Raw genomic sequence first — 22,782 nt, 5'->3', positions numbered from 1 at the left:
TGCCATTTGGCGCAAATCGGCATCCCATCGCGCCAGTTTTACCCATTGCGTCGAGTGAGATTTGCCATGCAATTTTCCGCCTGTATTGAAATGCTGTTCGTTGCCGAAAGCCCCAATTTTGTGCGGCGCATCGGCATGGCGCGCGATGCCGGGGTGGCGGCGTTCGAATTCTGGCGCTGGATCGACAAGGATGTCGACGCCATCGAGATTGCTATCAAGGCCACGGGACTGCCGCTGTCGGGGCTGGTTGCCGAACCGATGGTGCCGCTGACTGATCCGGCGCGGCATTCAGGGTTTCTGGAGGGGCTGGAAAAGAGCATCAAGGTGGCCCAGCGGCTGGGCGCCAAGGTGTTGATTGCGCAGGCAGGCGACGACCTGCCGGGGCGCAGCCGCGCGGAGCAGCGGGCAGCCATCGAATCGTGCCTCGGTCGCGCCGCCGATGTGCTGCGCGGAAGCGGCGTCAAGCTGGCGCTGGAGCCGCTCAACACGCTCGTCGATCACCAGGGCTATTATCTGCACTCGACCGTCGAGGCTCTCGACATTATCGATGCGGTCAATCGGCCCGATGAAATCGCCATTTTGTACGACCTTTATCATTCCATGGTGATGGGCGAGAAAACCCAGGACGTGCTGGCAGGCCGAGTTGATCGGGTGGCTCATATCCATGTGGCCGACCACCCCGGCCGGCATCAGCCCGGCACTGGCGAGCTGCCGCTGGCCGAGGCGCTGGAATGGCTGTTTGCCAATGGCTATTCGGGCCGCGTCGGGCTGGAATATGTGCCGGTGGGGCCAACACTTGCCAGTCTTGAGCAGACGCGGCGCGAGTTGGTGCGCTAGCGCCTGAAGGTCGAGGCAATCTCGATATGGGTGGAGTGGACGAACTGGTCCACGGCCCGCAGGTCGGCGAGCGTATAGCCGCCAGCGATGAGGATGGCGGCGTCGCGGGCGAAAGTCCGGGCGTCGCAGGCGATCATGGCCACGGTCTTGACTTTGGAGGCGGCCAGCTCTTTGACTTGGGCCTCAGCACCGGCACGGGGCGGGTCGAGCACCACGGCGTCGTAATCGGCCAGTTCGTAGCGCGTCAGTGGTTCGCGGAACAGGTCGCGGTATTGGGCAGTGAGTTGCTTGAGGCCCGAGGTGTGGCGGCGGGCCTTGTCGAGCGCCAGAATGCCGGCCTTGTCGCTGTCGACTGCATAGACCTTGGCCTGCTCGGCTAGCCTCAGCGCAAACGGGCCGACGCCGCAGAACAGGTCGGCGACAGTTTTGGCGCCCTTGAGCGCTTCGGCGACGTAATCCGCCAACAGGTTTTGCGCCGCGTCCGTGGCTTGCAGAAAGCTGCCCATCGGCAGCTCGACCCTGGCTTTGCCCATGCCGGCGACCGGGGGCTGGGCCTGCAGGATCAGTTCACCATTGAGCGCCAGCCGGGCCAGGCGGAAGCGGCCGACCAGCGGTTCGAGCCGCTTGGCACTGGCCCGGGCCTTTTCGGTGCGTACCCCGACATCGAGGCCGGTGATGGTGGCGGTAAAGCTGACATCGGCTTCGCCAATGGCTTCATGGATGGCGCGGGTTATTTCTGGCGCTCGGGCAAGCGCCGGAACCAGGATCGGGCAATGATCGATATCATGCACCTGATGGCTGCGCAGCCGCATATAGCCGGCGCCTTCCTTGCGGGCATGCAGCGTGGCACGCCGACGGCCAGCGCCACCGGCATCGATGAACTGGGTGATTTCGGTATCGATATTGGCAAAGCGCAGTGGGGTTTGCACCAGAGCGGTCTTGAACGCCTCATAGGTGGGGCGATCCATATGCTGGGTCTGGCAACCGCCGCACTGGCCAAAATGCGGACAAAATGGCGCGATGCGGTTGGGGCTGGGTTCAAGCACCGACAGCAGCGTGCCGCGATCGCCTTCGGCCTCGATCTCCACCACTTCACCCGGCAAAGCGAGCGGCACGAAGACGCGCACGCCGTCGATTTCGGCGACGCCCTCGGCGCGCTGGCCGAGGCTGGTGATGGTGGTGGTGGTGGTCATGCAATTTCCGGGGGCTTGCTGAAGGGTCAGTAGCCTTTATCGGATGGCGACCGCAAGGGCAGTATGCCCCAGCGGCGCGGTGCGGAATTAGTTGGTCAGTGGCCGGCTGACAAACTCCAGCAAACTCGCCAGCGAGACGAAGGGCACACCGGCATGTTCGGACAGGCCCGAGGCGCAGGTGGAGACGGTCGAGACGCCAATGGTGCAATCGGCCGGGATGTCGGTTTTGACGAAGCGGGTGGCGTGGGCGTTGAGTTCGGGGGTGAACAGCCCCTTGTCCCCGGCATAGCCGCAGCAGGTGACCGAGGTCAGCACGGCGACCTTGGTGGCGCAGGCCTTGGCAATGGCCTCGGTGGCGCCCTGTTCCTTGAGGCGCTGGGCCGAGCAATTGTGGTGGACGGCCACCACTGGCACCGGCCGGGTGATGGCGAGTTTGGGCAGGATATTGGCGAGGATGAATTCGGCGCTATCGGCGACCGGAGCGTCGCCGGGAAATTCGCGCAAATGCTTGGCGCAAGTCGAGGCATCGGTGACAATCTGCAGATTGCCCGCATCCGAGAGAGTTGAGAGTTCGGCCTTGAGCTTGCCCCCGACCCGCGCCGCTTCCTCGGGAAAGCCCTTGGACTGGAACGGCTGGCCGCAGCATTGGCCGTTCAAATGTTCGGGCATCACCACATCGAACCCGGCACGGGCCAGCAGAGCCAGCATCGCGGAGGGCGTGTCGAGCAGGTCCATAGCGGTTTTTGGCGCGCCGAACATCCGTGAGGGACAGGCGGGGAAATAGACGATCTTCTGGCGCCCGGACAGGGCGATGGGCACTGGAAAGCCGGTGGTCAGCGGATTGTCGCGCGAAATGGTCGGCGGCGCTTTTGGCGCGCCCGGACCGGAGTGCAGCGCTTCGGCAATCCGTGGCACGTGGCGGCCACTGAGACGTCGAGCCGTATCGGTGATGGCGGTGACCGCCGGTGCCCCGATCACGGCCTTGCCGAAATCGGCGAAGGCGACGCCGCCACGCATCACCGTTTCGATGCTGCCGGTATGGCCGGCGGCGGCGTGCGCAACGGAGCGGGCGAAGTCGCTGCGCCTTTCGGTGCGCTGGCCAATGATCATGGTGCCGGTTTCGATGCCGACCGGGCAGCGCAGCGAGCAGAGATTACAGGCCGCACAGGTATCGAGGCCGGCATATTGGAAATCCTGGTCGAGCCGTTCGAGGCGCTCGGCGTTCTCGCCGGTCTGGCGCAGGCGGGCGCGTTCGCGAGTGACGGCAATACGCTGGCGCGGCGATAGCGTCATCTGGTGGCTGGGGCAGGCCGGTTCGCAAAAGCCGCATTCGATGCAGAGGTCGACCACCGGATCGGCCAGCGGCATCAGCTTGAGGTTCTTGATGTGAATATCCGGATCGGCGTTGAGCAGCACCCCTGGATTGAGCAGCATTTCGGGGTCGAACAGCGCCTTGATCTGATGCATCAGCGCATAGGCTTTCGGGCCCCACTCGGCTTCGACGAACGGGGCGATGGCCCGGCCGGTGCCGTGTTCGGCCTTGAGTGAGCCGCCATATTGCACCGAAACCAGCTGTGAGAGCGCCTTGGAGAAAACGTCGAACTTTTCGGCAGCGCCAGGCTGGGCGAAGTTGTCGCTCATCTGGAAATGCAGGTTTCCAGCCAGCGCGTGGCCGAAAATGATGGCGTCGTCATAGCCATGCGCATCGAGCAGCGTGCGCATGTCGATGACGAAATCGGCCAGCCGGTCGATGGGGGCGGCAACGTCCTCGGTCAACATCGACGTGCCCTTGGGTCGCGCGGCGCCGCCCGAGGCGAAGAAGCCCTTGCGGATATCCCACAGGGCGTGGCTGCGATGTTCATCGGTGGAAAAATCGATGTGGGTGGCGCCTTGGCCGGCAAGAATGGCGATGGCCTTTTGCACCTCGCTGTCGAGTTCGGCGGCGCTGGGCGCGGTGACGTCGATCAGTACCGCTGGCGATGTTTCGGTCAGGTAAGGCACCAGCGGCTGCATGGCATCGAGATGAATGACCGTCTGCAGCGCCCGGCGCTCGATATATTCGGCGGCGGTCACCCCGGTGGTGACCTGCACGCCGCCATTGGCAAGGATCGAAATCGCCCGCGCGCAGGAATGCGGATCGGGGAAGGGCACCAAAGCGGTGGATTTGAACGGGTGATCCGGGACAGTGTTGTAGGTGACCTCGGAAACGAAGCCGAGCGTGCCCTCGGAGCCGACGATCAGGTGGATCAGGATATCGAGCGGGTCGTGATAGTCGACCAGCGCGTTGATCGAATAGCCGACGGTGTTCTTGATGCGGTATTTGTGGCGGATCAGGGCGACCAGTTCGGTATCGGCCATCACCTGATGATGCAGGGCGTGCAGGCCATCGAGCAGGTCCGGGCGCTTGGCGCGGAAGGCGGCGCGCGAGGCTTCGTCGCCGCTGTCGAGCATGGTGCCGTCGGTCAGAACGATCCTTAGCCGGTCCATGGTGTGATAGGTGTTCTGGGCGACGCCGCAGCACATGCCGGAGGAGTTGTTATTGACCACGCCGCCGATCTTGCAGGTGGCTTGCGACGCCGGATCAGGGCCGATCTTCTTGTTGTAGGGCTTCAAGGCGGTGTTGGCATTGGCCACTATGATCGACGGCCCGAGCACGATTTTTGCGCCGTCGTCAATGATGCGCAGCTTGCGCCAGCCATCGCCGAGCACGGCGAGGACGCCATCGGTCACGGCCTGGCCGGACAGCGAGGTGCCGGCGGCGCGAAATGTCACCGGCAGGTGCTCGGCGCGGGCGGCCTCGAAAATGGCGCGCACCTGATCTTCGGTATCGATGATGGCGACAACGGCGGGGACCAGCCGGTAAGAGCTGGCATCGCCCGACCAGGCATAGGTCATCAGCGGATCGGTCATCAGCTTATTGGGCGCGATCAACTGTTTGAGCCGCGCCGCCACGCGGCGGCCGGCAGCCTGGCGATCGGCGGTAATCGGGGTCATCTCGTTCACGGCGCGCTCCTCAACAGTACTAACATGTTAGCAGCTTTTGCACTGTTGGGCAGCCAATTTTGGGCATCGAGTGAAAGCGCTAAAGCCCGATCAGGTCGCGCGGCGGGCCTGGGAATTTGGAAAACTCGGCCAGATGGGCTTTGTCGCCCAGCAGTTCGCTGATGGCGCGCCCGGCCTGGTCCATGGCGGAATGGGCATAGGCATAGGCGCCGGCATCGGAATTGGCGATGACAATGCGCCCCCAGCCTTTGCGCGAGGCCTCGATCGGCAGCGGACCATCAGGCCAGTAGGTGTCCCAGGGCCGCATATATTCAAGCGCGTAGCCGTGGCTCCAGCGATTGCAGGTAATCCCCTCGATGTCGCGGGCGGCATCGAACCCCCCGCCACCAAGCGCCCGTTGCAGCATGTCGCGGATTTCGCGCTCCATGTCGGCAAAGCTCATTTCCATCAGCGCATAGCGGCCGCCAGTGGCCTGGTCGCGGGCGCTGAGCCCCGGCTCGGGCGTGACCACCACCTTGGAAATATGCAGGAGCACCGGGTCTTCCGGCTTGTCGGCAAATTTATAGGCGCCCATCGACACTGGCATGTCGATATTGGCGCCATCCCAGAACCCTGATGGGCATTCGAAGCTGGAGATGCCCAGCTTGGCGAAAGCCTGCCAGTTGCGCAGTTGCACATTGGTATAGATCAGCGGCACCTTGACCTGATCGTTGAGCGCTTCCACCTGCGCGTCGGGAACTTCGCTGCTGATGTGGGGAATGACGCGGTGCCAGCAGGCCAGCACGACGTTGCTGGCACTGACCGTCTTCAGTTTGCCCTGATCTACATAGGTCAGAATAACGCTGGTGGCGCTATCGACCGGACCATCGTGGGCGACACGAACGACCGAGGCGTTGAGCCGCAGGCGGTTCGGATTGGTTTTCAGGTCCAGCGCGGTGTAGTCCACCTCGGCGCTCACCAGGTCTTCCATGGTGGTGCCGGGCACTGCCGATGGCACCAGAGCGCGCACCAGCGCGCGGGCGACGCCGCCATTGCCGTCGGGGAAATGATAAATATAGGGGTCCGGATCGGTCAGCACCAGGCGGCCGGACGGGCTCATGGTCTTGTGGGGCTGATCGCCCAGATCCATGGCGGTAAAACCGGGATTATAGTTGCCCCAGGCATCGAGTGCGGTTGTCGCATCCACGCCAACGCCGAAATAAGCGCGAGTGCTGGCGGCGAAGTAATTGATCAGCTGCGGGTCGTAGCCACAAATTTTGGTCAGAAAGTCCGCATAGGTGGTGGTGGCGAGGATGTCGAATTTCTCGGCGCGGGTCTTGCCGGGCAGGTAGTCGCGGGGCGCGTCCATCAGCTCGATCAGATCGGCCTTGGCCTTGTCGTTGAGCGGGGTTTTGGGCACCCAGTCGGCGGCCAGTTCGGCGGTCTTGACCATGGCGTCGGTGCCGAAGGTTTCCTTGCGGAACAGCACCGCTTCGCCCAGCTGACGATCCTCCGACCAGGTCTGGTTGTAATAGGTGTTGAACTTTTCGGTATCGATGCCGATGTCGAGCAGCAGCTGTTTGACCAGCGGCGAAAAATAGCTCGGCGTCTGCAACGATTCCGAGCCGCCATAGCCGATCAGCTTTTTGCCGTTGGAGGCGGTAAATTCGTTGCGGCGCGCGTGGCCGCCAAAATCGTCGTTGTTTTCGAGGATCAGGATTTTGGCCTCGGCGCCAACCTGCTGACGGTAGAGCACGGCAGCGGCAAGGCCGGAAATGCCGCCGCCAACCACGACCAGATCATAGTGCTCGCCAGTGTCTTCAGGCTTGGGTGCGGTATCCCAGAACGTGCCGTCGCGCACAGCATGCATGATCGACATGGCCTGTTCGCTATGGCCGCGCAGTCCAGTCTGGGCGGCGGGATAATTGGCTGGCGGGCTGGCGCTGGCCATGCCGGGGAGCAGGGTGGTCTCGGCAATGCCTGCCACCGAAAGCGCCACACCGTTGAGAAAGTCGCGGCGGCTGATCGGCCGATCCATCCCCAGCGCAATATCACGGTCGGACAGGATCATGCAGGCTCTCCCTCAACGAAAACCACCGCTGCTCTGCAGCAACGGTGGTCAGCATGACGGGTATTAATGCCCATGACAATCAGGGCATTGGCTCAGATGTCGATGTCGTCGCTGGACTGGCGGGCGATGTCTTCGGCAGCGCGGCGCAGGATTTCGGCGGTTTTACGCTGCACGTCCTCGCCTTTGCCAATGGCGTCGCGCAGCGCGTCCTTGAGGGCGCGGCGGGCGTCGTTGACCTCGGGCAGGACGTCGGCGATGTCGCGATCCGGCGGGCCGCCGAAGCGCCAGCCTCCCGGGCCGCCGTGGCGGCCGGGGCCGCCGTGGCGCGGACCGCGATGACCGCCGCCGTGGCGGCCGCGCGGGTCTTCGCCTTCCGGCGGAGTTTCGCCGTTGCCAAAGCTCCAGTCGCGGAACTGCTGCATCCGTTCGCCGGCCTTGGCGAGGAAATTGAGCGTGCGCTCGATGGCTTCGCGGTTGTCGTTGAGGTGGGCGCGGCCGGCGTCGGAAATGGTGTAGATTTTCTTGTTGGCCTCGCTTTGCGAGGTCACGAACCCGGCTTCTTCAAGGTAGGTCAGGGCCGGATAGATCATGCCGGGGCCGGGCGAATAAAACCCGTGCGAGCGGTCTTCGATTGCCTTGATCAGGTCATAGCCGTGGCGGGGTTGCTGTTCGATCAGGAACAGCGCCACCAGGCGCACATCGCCGGCGGCCAACATGCGGCCCATGCGGAAGTTGCTGCCCAAGTTCTCATTGCCCTCGCTCATGCTGCCGGTCAGCCGGTCGAAGCCGCGGCGGGCCATGGCCTCGAACCGGCGCCACTGGGCACCCATATCGTCATCATCGTTCTTCATGTGTCGTCTCCATAATTTGCATGAAGCAAAAGTAGGAACGGCTCATGAGTGCGTCAAGATATATCTTACGATTATTTTTGAAGATATTTTGACAACAAAAAACCCGGCCTTGCGACCGGGTTCTTCAAATCGATGATGAGCGATGAGGCTTACTCGGCCTTGGGCTCTGCAGCGGCTTCCGCCGCGGCGGCAGCTGCGGCAGCCGCAGCCTCTGCGTCCTTGGCTGCAGCTTCAGCGGCGAAGGCCTCGGCAGCAGCAATCTTTTCGGCTTCGCGGGCGTTCTTGGCTTCGAGCGCTGCGGTGCGTTCGGTGGCTTCGATCTTCTTGGTGCGCGAATTGGTCGATTCAAAAATACGGGCCGATTTACCGCGACGATCGCGCAGGTAGTACAGCTTGGCGCGACGGACCTTGCCGCGCTTGAGCACTTCAACGCTGGCCACGTTGGGCGAGTAGAACGGGAACACGCGTTCCACGCCTTCGCCGTAGGAAATCTTGCGCACGGTGAACGAGGCAGTGATGCCGCCGCCATTGAGGGCGATCACGACGCCTTCATAGGCCTGCAGGCGTTCTTTTTCGCCTTCACGGATTTTGACCCATACCTTGATGGTATCGCCATGGGTGAAGTCTGGCAGTTCGCGCTTGGCCGAAAGAGCGTCGACCTGCTCCTGGTTCAGCTGCTGGATGATATTCATTACGTCGATCCGTTCTGATCTTTTCAATGGGGCGTTGGCTCGAAACCTGAGTTCCGATCGCCCGGTCTTGGTTACACGGAGTGTTTTATTATCGCGCCAGGTAGGCCCTGGCAGCACTTTAGTGGCCGCGCTATAGGGGAAAAATGGCGCAGAGTCCATGCCCTGCGGGCATTTTTTGTGGCTAGGGCTTGGCCAAAAGATCGGGTCGCCTTGCAGCGGTAATCGCCTCACTCTCCGCCCGCCGCCATCTGGCGATCTTGCCATGGTCGCCCGAAGTCAGGATGGCGGGAATCTCGATGCCTTCAAAGCTCTGCGGGCGGGTGTAGTGCGGATATTCCAGCAGCCCGTTTTCAAAGCTCTCGTCGGCATGGCTTTCCGGCGCCCCGAGCACGCCCGGGATCAGCCGAACGATAGCTTCGAGCAGCACCATGGCCGCCACTTCACCGCCGGCCAGCACATAATCGCCGATGGAGATTTCCTCGAGCTGGCGCGCATCGATGACGCGCTGATCGACGCCCTCGAACCGGCCGCAGATGATGACGACGCCGGGGCCAAGCGCCAGCTCGCGGGCGCGTTGCTGGGTCAGCGGCTTGCCGCGCGGCGACATCAGGATGCGGGGGCGCGGATCACTGGCCGGAGCGACATGGTCGATGGCGGCAGCCAGAATATCGGGCTTGAGCACCATTCCCGCCCCGCCGCCGGAGGGGGTATCATCGACGGTGCGATGGCGGTCGGTGGCAAAATCTCGCAATTGCGTTGTTTGCAGCGACCACAGCCCATCAGCCAGCCCGCGCCCCAGCACCGAAGCGCCAAGCGGACCCGGGAACAGGTCGGGAAACAGCGTGATGATAGCGGCGGAAAAGCTCAATTGGGCTCTTCTTCCTCACCGAAATCCACTTCGGTGGGCACCACAATGGTAATGAAGCCATCGGCGATGCGCACATGGGGCACCACGACCTTGGTAAACGGATACAAATAAGTATCCCCGTTCTGGCCGTTGCGGATTTCGATCAGGTCGCCAGCGCCGAAATTTGGCAGGGCGATGACCTGGCCGATCACCGTGCCGTCTTCCAGTCGGGCTTCGAGGCCCATCAGGTCGGCGTGGTAGAAATCGTCCTCGTCGTCATGCTCGGGCAGCAGGTCGCGGTCGAGATAGAGTTCGACGCCATTGAGCTTTTCGGCCGCATCGCGATCCTTGATGCCGCGGATCTTGGCCACGACTACGGTTTTTTGCACGCGCAGATCATCGATAACGATGGTCAGGCCGGGCCGGTTGGTCTGCAGCGGACCATAGGCGCCAATGTCTTCGGCATATTGGGTGAATGGGGCAATGCGCACCTGGCCCTTGATGCCGTGCGGCGCGCCGATCTTGCCCATCAGCAGGGGTTTGGATGTTTCGGCCATGAGCAAGGACGCCTTTCCGGCTCGATGTCATACCGGCGCAGGCCGGTATCCATCTTGCGATCTCAGGATGGGCCCCGGCCTTCGCCGGGGTGATACAGTGGAGGTCGACAGATCAGGCCAGTCAAGACGCGAAAGGCCCCGACACTGACGTATCGAGGCCCAATGCAAACGCGCAGCGCCGATTATTCAGCGGCTGGAGCTTCTTCAGCCGGAGCAGCAGCGGCTTCAGCCGCAGCGATCTTGGCGGCTTCGATGGCAGCCTTGCGGTCTTCTTCGGCCTTGATCTTGGCAGCGGCGAGATCAGCAACGGCCTTTTCCTTGGCAGCGACGCGTTCGGTCGCCTTGGTGCCGGGAACAGCCTTTTCCGGGTTGTTGCGGGCTTCGCGCTTCAACAGGCCAGCAGCGTCGAGGAAACGCAGCACGCGGTCGGTCGGCTGGGCGCCAACCGAAACCCAATGCTTGGCGCGTTCGACGTCGAGCACGATGCGCTTTTCATTGTCCTTGGCCAGCAGGGGATTGAAGGTGCCGATATTTTCGATGAAACGGCCATCGCGCGGCGAGCGGGCATCGGCAATAACGATCTGGTAGAATGGGCGCTTCTTGGTGCCGCCACGGGCGAGACGAATCTTGAGAGACATGGTGTGATCCTTACGAAGGGTTGAAAGACTTACTTTTTCTTGCCCAGGCCGGGGAGGCCAGGGAAACGGGGAGCGCCACCCAGGCCGGGCAGGCCGGGGGCGGATTTGAACAGCGCGCCGACATCGGTCGGCAGTTTGTCGGCCAGTTGTGGCTGGGTGGGCGCGCCCATGCCTTGCTGGAGTTGCCTGGGGTCGATGCCGGCCTGACGGGCCATGGCTTCGAGCTGCTTGGGGTCCATCTTGGAGAGATCGGGCATGCCGCCCATCCCACCCATCATCGAGCCCATCTTGCCGCCCAACATGCCGGCAAGGCTGCCCATGCCGCCCTTGGCGACCTTTTTCATCATGTCCGCCATCTGGCGGTGCTGCTTGATCAGCTTGTTGATTTCGGAGACTTCAACGCCCGCACCGCCAGCAATGCGCTTGCGGCGGCTAGCATTGAGCAGATCCGGATCGGCGCGTTCTTTTTTGGTCATCGAGCCGATGATGGCGATCTGGCGATCGAACACCTTCTCGTCGATATTGGCTCCGGCCATGGCTTTTTTCATCTGGCCGACGCCGGGCATCATGCTCATCAACCCGCCCATGCCGCCCATCTTTTTCATCTGCAGCAGTTGCCCGCGCAGATCGTCGAGGTCGAACGAGCCCTTCTTGAGCTTTTGCGCCATTTTCTGCGCATCGGCGGCAGAAACATGCTCGGCGGCTTTTTCCACGAGCGAGACGATGTCGCCCATGCCCAGGATGCGGTCGGCGATGCGCGAGGGATGGAAATCTTCCAGCGCATCCATCTTTTCGCCGACGCCGATGAGCTTGATCGGCTTTCCGGTGGCAGCACGCAACGACAGCGCGGCGCCGCCACGGCCATCGCCGTCAACGCGGGTCAGCACCAGGCCGGTGATATCGAGGCGGCTATCGAAGGAGCGGGCGACGTTGATGGCGTCCTGGCCGGTCAGCGCATCGACGACCAGCAGGATTTCATGCGGATTGGCGACGGCCTTGATCTCGGCCGTTTCGGCCATCAGCTCTTCGTCGATATGGGTGCGGCCGGCGGTATCGAGCAGCAGGATATCAAAGCCGCCCAGCTTGCCTTCGCGGGCAGCGCGGCGGGCAATCTGCACCGGGGTTTCGCCGGCAACGATGGGCAGGGTGGCAACGCCGACCTGTTCGCCCAAAACCCGCAACTGCTCCATGGCCGCCGGACGGCGGGTATCGAGCGAGGCGAGCAGGACTTTCTTGTTCTGCTTGTCGGTGAAGCGCTTGGCGATCTTGGCGGTGGTCGTGGTCTTGCCCGAGCCTTGCAGGCCAACCATCAGGATGGTCACCGGGGCGACGGCATTGAGGCTGATCGGCACCGCGGCATCGCCGAGCACATCGACCAGCTGGTCATGCACGATCTTGACGACCTGCTGGCCGGGGGTGACCGAGCGGGTGACTTCGGCGCCGATGGCGCGTTCGCGCACCTGTTCCATAAAGGCGCGGACGACTTCGAGCGAGACGTCGGCCTCGATCAGGGCGCGGCGAATTTCGCGCATGGCCGCATCGACGTCCGCAACGCTGAGGGCGCCACGGCCACGCAGGCCATCAAAGATTTTGCCAAGCCGGTCGGAAAGGCTATCGAACATGTTTATTCCCTGGTCTCGAAGCAATTGCTCCGAGATATGGTGCTTGCGGGCCAAAACCAAAAAGCACCCGTGGGCGCAACGCGCTGGCGGGTGGGGACCGTTTCTCTCCTGGAGAAACCAGTGACTCGGGTTTCGGCACTCAAGTGGTAACTTGGCGGCTTATACTTACAGCGATGCGCGGAGTCAAATCGGCCAGCGTTTGTCGACGTATCGCAGCTTACTGCAAGCTTGCCGGCAGATGACAGAGTGGTGCCAATCATGACCAAACCCTCACTTGAGGCAGCGGTCGATACCAGCAATTATTTGCGTCATGGGGCAATCGATGTGGGTATCGATTGCGAGGGAGACGTAAAAATGACCGATCTGCGCAAATTCGCGCTGGCGCTGCCACTGTTGCTGGTGCCGGGCGTCGCCATGGCGGCGTCGACGGCCGAGCAGGTGCTCAACGATCCAAACCGTCCCGTCGCTGCGGTGGCGGCTGAACTGGAGATCACCCCGATGCAATTTGCCGAATGCTTTGCGGGGGTGACGCCAGCCAGAACCGCATCGGAACTCGATGGCGCCAGGGAGCAGGGCAACAAGGCAATCCTGTTGCCATGCCTGCAACAGGCCAATCCGGCGATCAGCAATGAGCGGCTCGATGCGGTGATGGATAAATATCGCGGCGCAGCGCCGCGATAATTGTCAGAGGCTGCGGCCCGAGGCCTTCATCAGCGCGCCACGCAGCCCCTTGGGCATGCGCAGCACCGCCTGCTTGAACAGTGGGCGCAGAGTGCGATCCCACAGCCGCAGCACCAATTGGCCGAGCGGGGTGACCGGCAGGGCATAGTCGGTGACTTCGATGACATTGGTGGCCCAGGTCAGCTTATAGGGCATCACCGGCACCATCAGGTCGGCGCCGACGAGGCCACGTTCGGAACAGGCGTGGATGACTTCGCCCAGATGCAGCTTGCCGGGGCTTTCGTCGCTATTGCCAAAATCGCGGCTGGCGACGAAGGCGTAGTAGCGGTTGTTGTGAACAAAGCCCCACTGCTCGGCGATCGGCTTGCCATTGTGCCGCAGCGACATGGCGAGCAGTTCGAGGCCGGACTGGCCGGGTAGGCCCATGCAGAAATCCAGGAATGCCCCATCGCGGAACGCCCGCGAGGTCAGGCCCTGATCCTTGAGTCGTTCAGCGCGGCCTTCGAGCGTGCGCCCGATGATGCCGAGGGTTTGCGCATGATCGGCCGCGACATGATGCTCGACCGGGCCATCGCGTTCGAGCCGATTACGATCATTGCGCATGTTCTTGCGCGTCTTGGGCTTGATGGTGGCAAAATAGGCCTGGTAGTCGGCAAAATCGGACAGCGCCACATAGGGCGCGCCCTGGACCGAGCCGGTGACCAGATGATTTTTCGGCATGCCGGCGGCCAGCGTGCTGTCGCTGCGGACCTTGAGAAAGCTGACGGCATCGCAGGGGGCGGCGTTGATTGCCGATTTCAGCATTTTGGCGATGGCGGTGCGCGGATCAAGATCAGGCGCCACCAGCACGTCGGAATATTGGGCAAAGGCATGACCAAGTGGCATCAGCACGGTACGGCCCTTGGCGCGGACGCGCTCGAGCGGCAGCACCGCCTTGAGCTGGCCGTGTTCGGCCAGCGTCGCGATTACCGGATCGAATTTGGGATTGGCGCGCGCCGCTTCGAATTCGAATACCGCGCGACACCAATTGGTGCCTTGAAACAGGATAGCACCGCTATTGTACTGTTCCAGCGCCTGCCAATCGGCGGCAATTGCCTCAAAATCCTGCCGCGTCCGCACGATGGCGGATGTCAGTACCAAGCCGATGCGGGCAGCGTGCCGGCTGGCAAGGCTCTGGATTTCTTCCGATTGGGCGGTGGCGCCAAAACTGGTCATTTCGAGAAGCTATACCCTTCGATATCGCGCACGCCTTCTGGCGCCTTGGGATCGACCTGGAAATCGACCTTGTAGACCTTCTGCTTTTGCGGATTGAGCGGGGTAAACTTGACGGCCGCCGCTGTTGCCAGTTTGGCCAGATAGGAGGCACCGGTGACCTGCTGGCTGAGCTTGTTCATGCCCAGTTTGGAGCGCAGGAAGCCATTGGCATAGTTGACCGCGTAGTGCTTGCGCAGCTCGTTGGTCCAGTGCTCGGTGGTGAAGCTGACATTGAGCATGTTCTCATTGACCACGCGATGCGGTCCGTTGAGCGGCCAATGCAGCATCTTGCCGGCTTCGAGCATATGCACCTGGGCGTAGTCATCGTACCACGGCTCATAGGGCATGTCGGTTTCACGCAACTGGCCCAGGATCAGCTTTTCCAGCGCCGGCTGGGAAATGAACGGCTTGGACGCCGGATAGACATAGAGCTTCTTGGTACCGCGCACCTGCCACAGGCTCTGACCGGGCACGTCGGAGTGATACTTCACCGAAACGTTGGGCGAGGAGATCAGGATCGTCAGGTTGCGCTTGTAGGATTTGAAGCCCGGCACGCGTTCCTCAAACTCGGCATAGATGGTGTCGAGCAGGTCGCCATAGGCGCTATCGACCTTGGCCGGGGCGGTGATGTTGACCCAGATATTGCCGTTGCGCACCGTATCGAGCACTTCGAGGCCCGACAGACCCTTGATCTCGCCTTCGCGGCGCTTGGGCGGATTGCCCGGTGTCTTTTGCGAATAATTGACATGATAGCCCTCGCGCGGGCTTTTTTCGATCAGGCGCGCCAGGGCTTCGTCGGTGAACAGGCTCGAGGCCGCCAGATTGTGAGTCAGCGCCAGCGAATGGTTGCCGAACAGGGACGGGTAATGGGGCTTCCAGTCGGTGATAATCTGGTTGGTGATCAAATTCATGTTCATGGCCGGTGAACTCCGCGCAATGGTGCCAATGGTGCTATTTTCTCAACTGTGGCGACGATAGCGCGAAAGAGCGCAGAATTGGTGCAAGAGCTGTGGGGCTGGTTAAGCATCGGTGAAGGCTAAAACCCTTACAAAACCTTACAATTTTGAACATTGGCACCTGGGAAAAGCCGGTCTGCTTTGGCTGCTCTGGCAATTTGGCGGGCTTTGCGCCATATAGAGCCGACAACCACCTCCAAGACCATTGCAAGAGGCTGACGTGAGCGGCGTACCGTTTCTGAAGATGAACGGTTTGGGCAACGAGATCATCGTTGCCGACATGCGTGGGCGTACCGACCGCGTCACTGCGGCGGCCGCTATTGCCATCAATGCCGACCCGGCGACCAAGTTCGACCAGATCATGGCGATCCATGATCCGCGCACCACCGGAACCGCCAATTATATCCAGATCATCAATTCCGACGGCTCGCTGGCGCAGGCCTGCGGCAATGGCATGCGCTGCGTGGTACAGGCTCTGGCGGCCGAAACCGGGCAGAAGAGTTTCGTGTTCGAAACCATTGCCGGCATCCTGACCGCCGATGAGCATGCCGATGGGACGATCTCGGTCGATATGGGCACGCCCAGGTTTGCCTGGTTCGAAATTCCGCTCAGCGAAGAATTTGCCGATACCCGCAAGATCGAACTGCAGATCGGGCCGATCGATGCGCCGGTGCTGCATTCGCCCTCGGTGATGTCGATCGGCAATCCCCACGCCACCTTCTGGGTCAAGGACGATGTCTGGGGGTATGCGCTGGACCGCTTCGGGCCGATGCTGGAAAACCATCCGGTCTTTCCCGAACGCGCCAATATCTCGATTGCCGAAGTCACCTCGCCATCCAGCATCATCCTGCGCACCTGGGAACGGGGCGCCGGGCTGACCAAGGCCTGTGGCACCGCCGCTTGTGCCGCAGCCGTCAATGGTGCGCGCACCAAGCGCACCGGGCGCAAGGTGACCGTCACTGTGCCCGGCGGCGACCTGCTGATCGAATGGCTGGACAATGACCATGTGATGATGACCGGTCCGGCGGAACTGGAATTCCGCGGCACGGTCGATCCGGCTACCGGCGGCTGGTCGCGTGAACAGAACGTGGCCTGATGAGTATCGAAACGTTAACGTTTGGTTGCCGTCTCAACGCCTATGAGAGCCAAGTGATAACGGCTGAGGCGAACAAAGCCGGCCTCACCGATGCCATCATCATCAACACCTGCGCCGTCACTGCCGAGGCCGTCACCCAGGCCAAACGCGCCGTGCGCAAGGCCAGGCGCGACCATCCAGAGCGCCGCATCATCGTCACCGGCTGCGCCGCCCAGACCGAAGCCCGCACCTTCGGCGACATGCCCGAAGTCGACCTGGTGATCGGCAATGCTGACAAGCTGAAAGCTCAAAGCTACCGGCCGCTGGTGTTCGGCCTGACCCTGAACGACAAGGTTCAGGTCAATGATATCATGAGCATACGCGAAACCGCCGGTCATCTGATCGAAGGCATGGATGGCCGCGCCAGGGCGTTCGTCCAGGTGCAGAACGGCTGCGATCACCGCTGCACCTTCTGCATTATCCCGTTCGGGCGTGGCCCCTCCCGCTCGGTGCCGATGGGCGCCGTCATCGATCAGATCAAAAAGCTCGTCGACAACGGTTATGGCGAAGTGGTGCTGACTGGAGTGGATATCACCTCCTATGGTGGCGACCTGCCGGGCCTGCCGAGCCTGGGCAAGCTGATTCAATCGATCTTGAAGCACGTTCCGGCACTGAAGCGGCTGCGGATTTCCTCGATCGATTCCATCGAGGCCGACGAGGCGCTCTATGATGCGGTGGCCTCGGATCAGCGGCTGATGCCGCATCTGCATTTGTCGCTGCAGTCGGGTGACGACCTGATCCTGAAGCGGATGAAGCGTCGCCACAGCCGCAGTGACGCGTTGGATATCGTGGCCAAGCTGCGGGCGCTGCGCCCCGAAATGGTATTTGGCGCTGATATCATTACCGGCTTCCCGACCGAAACCGACGCGATGTTTGCCAATACGCTGGCAATTGTGGCTGAGGCAGAACTGACCTATCTGCATGTCTTCCCCTATTCGCTGCGGGACGGCACACCGGCGGCGCGGATGCCGCAGGTGGATATGCGGGTGGCGCGGCAGCGTGCCGGCGTGCTGCGGGCAGCGGGCGAGCGGCAGTTTGCAAAACTTTGCGCCGCGCGGGTCGGACAGATTGAAAGCGTGTTGGTTGAACATGGCGGCGTGGGGCGGACGGAACAGTTCGTGCCGGTTGCCGTTCCCGGTGCAGTGGTCGGATCGATCCTTTCGATGCGGGTGACTGGTGTTTCGGCGGATGGTTTGGTGGCCGAGGCTTTGCGCGACGCGGCCTAAGCCACCCGGAAAAATGGCGCCGGCAACGGCTGCTGATGTGAAGGCGAACGGATGACTGAGAAAAAGCCGGGATTTTTCAAGCGGCTGTTTACGCCCGAAGGTCCGGCGCCGGACCCGGTGCGGCCGGTGCCGGTTGCGTCACAGGTTGTGGAAGTGCCACCACCGCCCGGCCCGCCTGAGACGACGCCGGCTTATGTGGAAGAGGTCGTTTCACCACCCGCGCCCGTATTGCCGACACCCGTTGCCGACAGTGTGCCGGAGCGGCAGCTGGGCTGGTTTGCCCGCCTCAGCACTGGGCTGCGCCGTTCATCGGACCAGTTGACCGGCTCGATCACCTCGGTGTTCACCAAGAAAAAACTCGACGCAGCGACGCTGGATGAGCTGGAAGATGTGTTGATCCAGGCCGATCTGGGGCTGGAGACGGCGCTGGCCATCACCGAAACGCTGCGCCGGGACCGGTTCGACCGCGATGTGTCGAGCGAGGACGTGCGCGCCGTTTTGGCCGCGGAAGTGGAAAAGGTGCTGGGTCCGGTGGCGCGCCCATTGGTGATCGATACGGCCTACAGGCCGTTTGTGATCCTGATGATCGGGGTCAACGGTTCGGGCAAAACCACCACGATCGGCAAGCTGAGCCAGCGGTTTGCCGCCGAAGGCAAATCCGTCCTGCTGGCCGCCGGCGATACGTTCCGCGCGGCGGCGATCGAGCAATTGCAGATCTGGGGCCAGCGCACTGGCGCACCAGTGGTTACAGCGCCGGCTGGCTCGGACGCCTCGGGGCTGGCATTTGATGCGGTGACCCGCGCCAAGGCCGAAAACCGCGATGTGCTGATCATCGACACGGCAGGCCGGTTGCAGAACCGTGACGAGTTGATGAGCGAACTGGAAAAAATCATTCGCGTCATCAAGAAGGTTGACCCGACTGCGCCCCACGCCACCATTCTGACGCTGGACGCCACAACCGGGCAAAATGCGCTGCGGCAGGTGGAAATCTTTGGCAAGCGCGCTGGCGTAACCGGTTTGGTGATGACCAAGCTAGACGGCACGGCGCGGGGCGGTATTCTGGTGGCAATTGCCAGGACGTTCGGGCTGCCGGTGCATTTTATCGGCGTCGGCGAGGGCGTGGACGATCTGGAAGCGTTTGAAGCGGCCGATTTTGCGCAGGCCATTGCCGGCAACCCGGCCGGTTAGCCGTATTTGCACCATTGTGCGGCCCTATCAGGCCCCGAACATGAACGAGTTCCGAGCCAAATGAACGACATCAACAAGCCGGCCGAGCCTGAACTGAACTGGGACGAACTTCGCCCGCAATTGATCAAGTTCTCGCTCGAACTGGGGCCGTTGCTGGTGTTTTTTCTCGGCAATCTGTTCGGCGAGCGATTGAACAAGTCGCTGTTGGCGTTTGCCGGGTTTGACGATCCGATCTATCCGGCGACCATCCTGTTCATGATTGCCATGGTGGCGGCGATTGCGCTGAGTGCGATCTTTTTGCGCAAGGTGGCGGTGATGCCGCTGGTGACCGCCGTGATCGTGTTGATCTTTGGCGGGCTGACCATTGCCTTCCACGATCCGATGTTCATCAAGATCAAGCCGACTATCACCAACAGCTTTTTCGGACTGGTGCTGCTTGGCGGGCTGCTGTTCAAGCAGTCGCTGCTCAAATTCGTGTTCGGTGACGTCTACAAATTGCAGCCGCAGGGCTGGTTTATCCTGACCGTGCGCTGGGGACTTTTCTTCCTGCTGCTCGCGGTGATCAATGAAGTGCTATGGCGCAATTTTTCGGCCGACGTCTGGCTGGCATTCAAGGTGTGGGGCGTGATGCCGCTCACCATCCTGTTCTCGATCGCGCAATTGCCGGTGTTGAGCAAATATGCGCCGCCTGCTGAGCCGGCGCATATTCCCCCGATCGTGGTCGACCTTTAGGCGACGACCGGCGCTACGACGCCGCCGAACAGGCCGATCACCAGGCCCTGAATGGCCAATACGCCGAGCAGATGGCCGCTATCGATGATGGTGAGCGCCCAGCTCATGCCTTCGTAGCGGTGGTTCATGATCAGCGTGGTGGCGACAAACCCCACCCAGGCTATGACGCCAACTGTGATGCCGGTGGCAATGGTGATACCGCCGGGCAGATTGCCGAGCAGCACGGCCAGCACATAGGCCATGATCAGTTCGACCACGACCGACCAGATGAAGGGCGTAAAGCCCACATTGAGCTGTTCGCGGGTCTTGCCCAAGGCAGCGAGCCACTGTTTGGACAGCGTGGTGTACCAGACCGCGCCAAAGGCGAAGGCGGCGACAGTCGCCACGACGACAGCCAACCAGTTAACAGAAAATGACATGTTTTATCCCCCCGGAGGCGAGGCGCCTCCCGGGGTCAGGCTAGCATTGCGGCGCGGCGGCCTCTAGAGCCCGCCCATCGTGCAGATGATTTTCCATTCTTCGGCAGTCACTGGCGACACTGACAGGCGCGAGAGCTTGACCAGCGCGATATTGGCCAGGCTTTCGGTGTGCTTGATGGTTTCCAGCGTCACCGGCCTAGGCAGCGGTTTGACCGCTTCCACATCAACGCATTCCCAGACCACTTCCCCCCTGGCATTGAGTTCGGCGGTCGAGTCGGGATGCGCCAGGGCGATGACCTTGACGATGCCGACGATCTCCTTGCCGATATTGGAGTGGTAGAAGAACGCTTCGTCGCCCAGCGCCATGGCCTTCATGTTGTTGCGCGCCGCATAGCTGCGCACACCATGCCATTGCTCGGGCTCACCGCGCCTGGTCTTGGCCTGCATATCTTCGAAGGAGAAGACATTGGGCTCGGACTTCATGAGCCAATAGGCCATCGGTCAGGCTCCCTTGACCATATTGTTGATGGCGACGCGCCAGGCTTTAATCTCGTAGCTGGCAAAGATACCGGCGGAAATGAAGGGATCGCGTTCAAACGCCGCGGTCGCCGCTTCCAGCGTCTCGGCCTCGAGCACCATCAGCGAGCCTTCGGGCGCGCCGGCCTCGTTCAGCAGTGCCCCGGCGAGGACCAGCTTGTCGCCGAGTGAATGCAGATGCTCCAGATGCACCGGGCGCGTCGACGTGCGCAGCTCGCCGGTGCCGGGCTTGTCCTTGGCGGTCATCGCATAAAGCATTTTATTCCTCGCGTTTGAGCGGGCGGGACATCAGGCCCGCCACAATGGTTTTGATATCGGCCTCGCCATCGAGCAGGTGATTGACGGCAGCAATCAATGGCGCATCGACCTTGAGCGAGGCGGCCAATGCCAGCGCCACCGGCGTCGTTGCCACGCCCTCGGCCAGTTTGGCGCCGCCCGCCAGGATATCGCGCGCCGTTTCGCCGCGCCCCAGCGCAATGCCGAACCGGTAATTGCGCGACTGGGTCGAAGTGCAGGAGAGGGTCAGATCCCCCAGCCCGGCAAGGCCAGTGAGCGTGGTGGCGGAGCCGCCCATGGCGGTGACCATCCGGGCCATTTCGGCATAGGCGCGCGCCAGCAGCGCCGAACGCGCCGAGGCGCCAAGCCCGGCCCCTTCAACGGCGCCGCAGGCCAGCGCATAGACATTCTTCAAGGCGCCAGCGACTTCGACGCCGATGCGATCATCGGCGGCATAGGGGCGAAAGCTCGGACCCGCCAATGCGGCAGCCAGTTGCGAAGTCTGATCGGCGTCGTCTCCGGCCAGGGTTACCGCCGTGGGGCGACCGGCTGCCACGTCTGCGGCAAAGCTGGGGCCGGAAAGCACATAGGGAATGGCAGCGGGGGCCATATCGGCGAGAATTTCGCTTTGCCGATCGAGCGTGCCAGTTTCCAGCCCCTTGGCAGAGAGGATGACCGGCTTGCCGGCGAACAGCGCGGGATCAAGGCCACTAAGGGCGGCGCGGGTGGCCTGAGCCGGAACGGCGAGAATGAAGATGTCGGACGATCCGGCAATGGTGGCGGCCGAAATATTGACCAGTAGTTTTTGTGCGCCGAGCACGGCGCTGTGGGTGTGGTTGGAGGTGATTTCGTCGGCGACGGCGTCGCTGCGCACCACCAGCGTGACACGGCGGCCGGCCATGGCAGCGGCCTGGGCCAAGGCGGTACCCCAGGCACCGGCGCCAATGACGGTGACGGTTTCAGGCGCCATGGTTCACCTGCATGTCGGGAGTATCGAGCGGCCAGCGTGCCTTGGCGATGTAATCAAGCGGATCGATGGCGCCCAGAGCAAAGCGTTCAGCTCCCGCCCAGGCGATCATGGCGCCGTTATCGGTACAGAGCGCAATCGGTGGCACGATGAGCGTGGCGCCGGCTGCGTCGGCGGCACTTTGCAGCGCGGCAGCAATGGTGCGGTTGGCGGCGACGCCACCGGCAACCACCAGCCGGACCGGCGCGCCGGGCAAGTCGGCGGCGAACTTTTGCAACGCCGAACGAGCGCGGGTACCGACGATCTCAGCCACGGCGGCCTGAAAGCTCGCGGCGATATCGGCCACGTCCTGATCGCCGAGCGGGGCGATGGCTTCGGCCTGCAAGCGCACGGCGGTCTTGAGGCCGGAGAACGAGAAATCCAGCCGGTCTTCGCGCAACAGGGGGCGAGGAAATTTGAAGCGCCTGGGATCGCCAAGTTTGGCGATGGCCTCGACGGCGGGGCCGCCGGGATGGCCGAGGCTCAGGAGCTTGGCCACCTTATCGAAGGCTTCGCCCAAGGCGTCGTCGATGGTGGTGCCCCAGCGCTGATAATCGCCGACGCCGCGCACCAGCACGAACTGGCTGTGGCCGCCGGAGACCAGCAGCATCAGATAGGGGAATTGCACGCCATCGGTCAGTCTGGCGGTGAGCGCGTGGCCTTCGAGATGGTTGACGGCGATCAGTGGCTTGTCGAGCGCGGCGGCCAGCGCCTTCGCGGTGGTGAGCCCAACCAACACGCCACCGATCAGCCCGGGCCCGGCGGTGGCTGCAACGGCATCAACATCGGCCAGCGCCACGCCGGCCTCGCGGCAGGCCTGGGCGATGATGTGATCGAGAAAGGTGACATGGGCGCGGGCCGCCAGTTCGGGTACGACGCCGCCGAAGGCTGCGTGTTCATCGAGCTGGCTGCGCACCACATTGGAGCGGATGGTGGCGCTGCCATCGGCACCGCGCACGACAATGGCGGCGGCGGTTTCGTCGCAGCTGGTCTCGATGCCCAATATGGTAGCTTTGCCTTGCCCGGTCATGACGATCTGGTCTACTCCCTCAAGGGTGCTTTTGCCTACTATAGGACGCCAC

The 22,782-nt window shown here is 62.5% G+C and carries 22 protein-coding genes; 6 read left to right on the top strand and 16 right to left on the bottom strand.

Features of this window, described 5'->3' with window-relative positions:
* The first annotated feature begins 66 nt into the window (after nt 1-66).
* On the top strand, nt 67-837 hold the full coding sequence (locus ABIT12_RS14505; RefSeq protein WP_348040968.1) for a TIM barrel protein: 771 nt from the start codon (nt 67-69) through the stop codon (nt 835-837).
* On the opposite strand, the gene ABIT12_RS14500 is transcribed toward ABIT12_RS14505, so the two are convergent.
* From ABIT12_RS14500 to ffh, 9 genes are all read right to left on the bottom strand, one after another.
* Complete coding sequence (locus tag ABIT12_RS14500; protein WP_348040966.1) at nt 834-2,030, bottom strand: methyltransferase; 1,197 nt, start codon at nt 2,028-2,030, stop codon at nt 834-836. The two genes, ABIT12_RS14505 and ABIT12_RS14500, sit on opposite strands and share 4 nt — an antisense overlap.
* A gap of 87 nt (nt 2,031-2,117) precedes the next feature.
* On the bottom strand, nt 2,118-5,024 hold the full coding sequence (locus ABIT12_RS14495) for an FAD-binding and (Fe-S)-binding domain-containing protein (protein ID WP_348041198.1): 2,907 nt from the start codon (nt 5,022-5,024) through the stop codon (nt 2,118-2,120).
* Nucleotides 5,025-5,112: 88 nt separating this feature from the next.
* A complete protein-coding gene (locus ABIT12_RS14490) occupies nt 5,113-7,083 on the bottom strand; it encodes an NAD(P)-binding protein (protein ID WP_348040964.1) in 1,971 nt (656 codons plus the stop codon).
* A gap of 92 nt (nt 7,084-7,175) precedes the next feature.
* Nucleotides 7,176-7,934: a PadR family transcriptional regulator gene (locus tag ABIT12_RS14485; RefSeq protein WP_348040962.1), complete on the bottom strand. Its 759-nt coding sequence runs from the start codon at nt 7,932-7,934 to the stop codon at nt 7,176-7,178.
* 149 nt (nt 7,935-8,083) lie between these two features.
* Nucleotides 8,084-8,626: a 50S ribosomal protein L19 gene (gene rplS / locus ABIT12_RS14480; protein WP_348040960.1), complete on the bottom strand. Its 543-nt coding sequence runs from the start codon at nt 8,624-8,626 to the stop codon at nt 8,084-8,086.
* A 181-nt stretch (nt 8,627-8,807) separates the two neighbouring features.
* Nucleotides 8,808-9,494, bottom strand: a complete 687-nt coding sequence (trmD, locus tag ABIT12_RS14475) for a tRNA (guanosine(37)-N1)-methyltransferase TrmD (protein ID WP_348040958.1) — start codon at nt 9,492-9,494, stop codon at nt 8,808-8,810.
* Nucleotides 9,491-10,030 carry a ribosome maturation factor RimM gene (gene rimM, locus ABIT12_RS14470; protein WP_348040956.1) on the bottom strand — a complete coding sequence of 180 codons (540 nt, stop codon included), beginning with the start codon at nt 10,028-10,030 and terminating at the stop codon, nt 9,491-9,493. The genes trmD and rimM overlap by 4 nt, the downstream gene beginning before the upstream one ends.
* Before the next feature lie 182 nt (nt 10,031-10,212).
* Complete coding sequence (gene rpsP, locus ABIT12_RS14465) at nt 10,213-10,668, bottom strand: 30S ribosomal protein S16 (protein ID WP_348040954.1); 456 nt, start codon at nt 10,666-10,668, stop codon at nt 10,213-10,215.
* Nucleotides 10,669-10,697: 29 nt separating this feature from the next.
* Complete coding sequence (gene ffh / locus ABIT12_RS14460) at nt 10,698-12,290, bottom strand: signal recognition particle protein (protein ID WP_348040952.1); 1,593 nt, start codon at nt 12,288-12,290, stop codon at nt 10,698-10,700.
* 258 nt (nt 12,291-12,548) lie between these two features.
* Here ffh and ABIT12_RS14455 point away from each other — a divergent pair, with 258 nt between their 5' ends.
* Complete coding sequence (locus ABIT12_RS14455) at nt 12,549-12,971, top strand: hypothetical protein (protein ID WP_348040950.1); 423 nt, start codon at nt 12,549-12,551, stop codon at nt 12,969-12,971.
* A gap of 3 nt (nt 12,972-12,974) precedes the next feature.
* Here the strand turns inward: ABIT12_RS14455 and ABIT12_RS14450 are convergent, their stop codons facing one another.
* Both ABIT12_RS14450 and ABIT12_RS14445 read right to left on the bottom strand, forming a co-directional pair.
* Nucleotides 12,975-14,186, bottom strand: coding sequence for a GNAT family N-acetyltransferase (locus ABIT12_RS14450; protein ID WP_348040948.1), 1,212 nt, complete (start codon nt 14,184-14,186; stop codon nt 12,975-12,977).
* Nucleotides 14,183-15,142, bottom strand: a complete 960-nt coding sequence (locus ABIT12_RS14445) for a hypothetical protein (RefSeq protein WP_348040946.1) — start codon at nt 15,140-15,142, stop codon at nt 14,183-14,185. Before ABIT12_RS14445 ends, ABIT12_RS14450 begins: the two co-directional genes overlap by 4 nt.
* Nucleotides 15,143-15,425: 283 nt before the next feature.
* On the opposite strand from ABIT12_RS14445, the gene dapF reads away from it, so the two are divergent.
* Genes dapF through ABIT12_RS14425 form a run of 4 tightly spaced genes read left to right on the top strand, consistent with a single transcriptional unit; the run spans nt 15,426 to nt 19,462 of the window.
* The gene (gene dapF, locus ABIT12_RS14440; RefSeq protein WP_348041196.1) at nt 15,426-16,277 is read left to right on the top strand and encodes a diaminopimelate epimerase; all 852 of its coding nucleotides are present in this window, start codon (nt 15,426-15,428) and stop codon (nt 16,275-16,277) included.
* Entirely contained in the window at nt 16,277-17,542 is a 1,266-nt protein-coding gene (gene mtaB, locus ABIT12_RS14435; protein WP_348040944.1) for a tRNA (N(6)-L-threonylcarbamoyladenosine(37)-C(2))-methylthiotransferase MtaB, read from the top strand. Before dapF ends, mtaB begins: the two co-directional genes overlap by 1 nt.
* 51 nt (nt 17,543-17,593) lie before the next feature.
* On the top strand, nt 17,594-18,730 hold the full coding sequence (gene ftsY / locus ABIT12_RS14430) for a signal recognition particle-docking protein FtsY (RefSeq protein ID WP_348040942.1): 1,137 nt from the start codon (nt 17,594-17,596) through the stop codon (nt 18,728-18,730).
* Between the two features lie 60 nt (nt 18,731-18,790).
* On the top strand, nt 18,791-19,462 hold the full coding sequence (locus ABIT12_RS14425; protein ID WP_348040940.1) for a septation protein A: 672 nt from the start codon (nt 18,791-18,793) through the stop codon (nt 19,460-19,462).
* Here ABIT12_RS14425 and ABIT12_RS14420 read toward each other — a convergent pair.
* The 5 genes from ABIT12_RS14420 to tsaD form a co-directional block, all read right to left on the bottom strand.
* Nucleotides 19,459-19,881: a DUF1761 domain-containing protein gene (locus ABIT12_RS14420; protein WP_348040938.1), complete on the bottom strand. Its 423-nt coding sequence runs from the start codon at nt 19,879-19,881 to the stop codon at nt 19,459-19,461. The two genes, ABIT12_RS14425 and ABIT12_RS14420, sit on opposite strands and share 4 nt — an antisense overlap.
* Before the next feature lie 63 nt (nt 19,882-19,944).
* Entirely contained in the window at nt 19,945-20,379 is a 435-nt protein-coding gene (locus tag ABIT12_RS14415) for an EVE domain-containing protein (RefSeq protein ID WP_348040936.1), read from the bottom strand.
* Nucleotides 20,380-20,382: 3 nt separating this feature from the next.
* Entirely contained in the window at nt 20,383-20,676 is a 294-nt protein-coding gene (locus ABIT12_RS14410) for a YciI family protein (protein ID WP_348040934.1), read from the bottom strand.
* A 1-nt stretch (nt 20,677) separates the two neighbouring features.
* Nucleotides 20,678-21,664 carry an NAD(P)H-dependent glycerol-3-phosphate dehydrogenase gene (locus ABIT12_RS14405; RefSeq protein WP_348040932.1) on the bottom strand — a complete coding sequence of 329 codons (987 nt, stop codon included), beginning with the start codon at nt 21,662-21,664 and terminating at the stop codon, nt 20,678-20,680.
* Nucleotides 21,654-22,730 (bottom strand): tRNA (adenosine(37)-N6)-threonylcarbamoyltransferase complex transferase subunit TsaD, encoded by a 1,077-nt coding sequence (tsaD, locus tag ABIT12_RS14400; protein ID WP_348040930.1) that lies wholly within the window; start codon nt 22,728-22,730, stop codon nt 21,654-21,656. Before tsaD ends, ABIT12_RS14405 begins: the two co-directional genes overlap by 11 nt.
* Between the last annotated feature and the right edge of the window lie 52 nt (nt 22,731-22,782).

It is taken from the genome of Devosia sp. (genome assembly GCF_039927955.1).
Taxonomy (GTDB): domain Bacteria; phylum Pseudomonadota; class Alphaproteobacteria; order Rhizobiales; family Devosiaceae; genus Devosia.
Note: the sequence above shows the minus strand (reverse complement) of the source record. Positions and strands in the feature narration are given on the sequence as shown.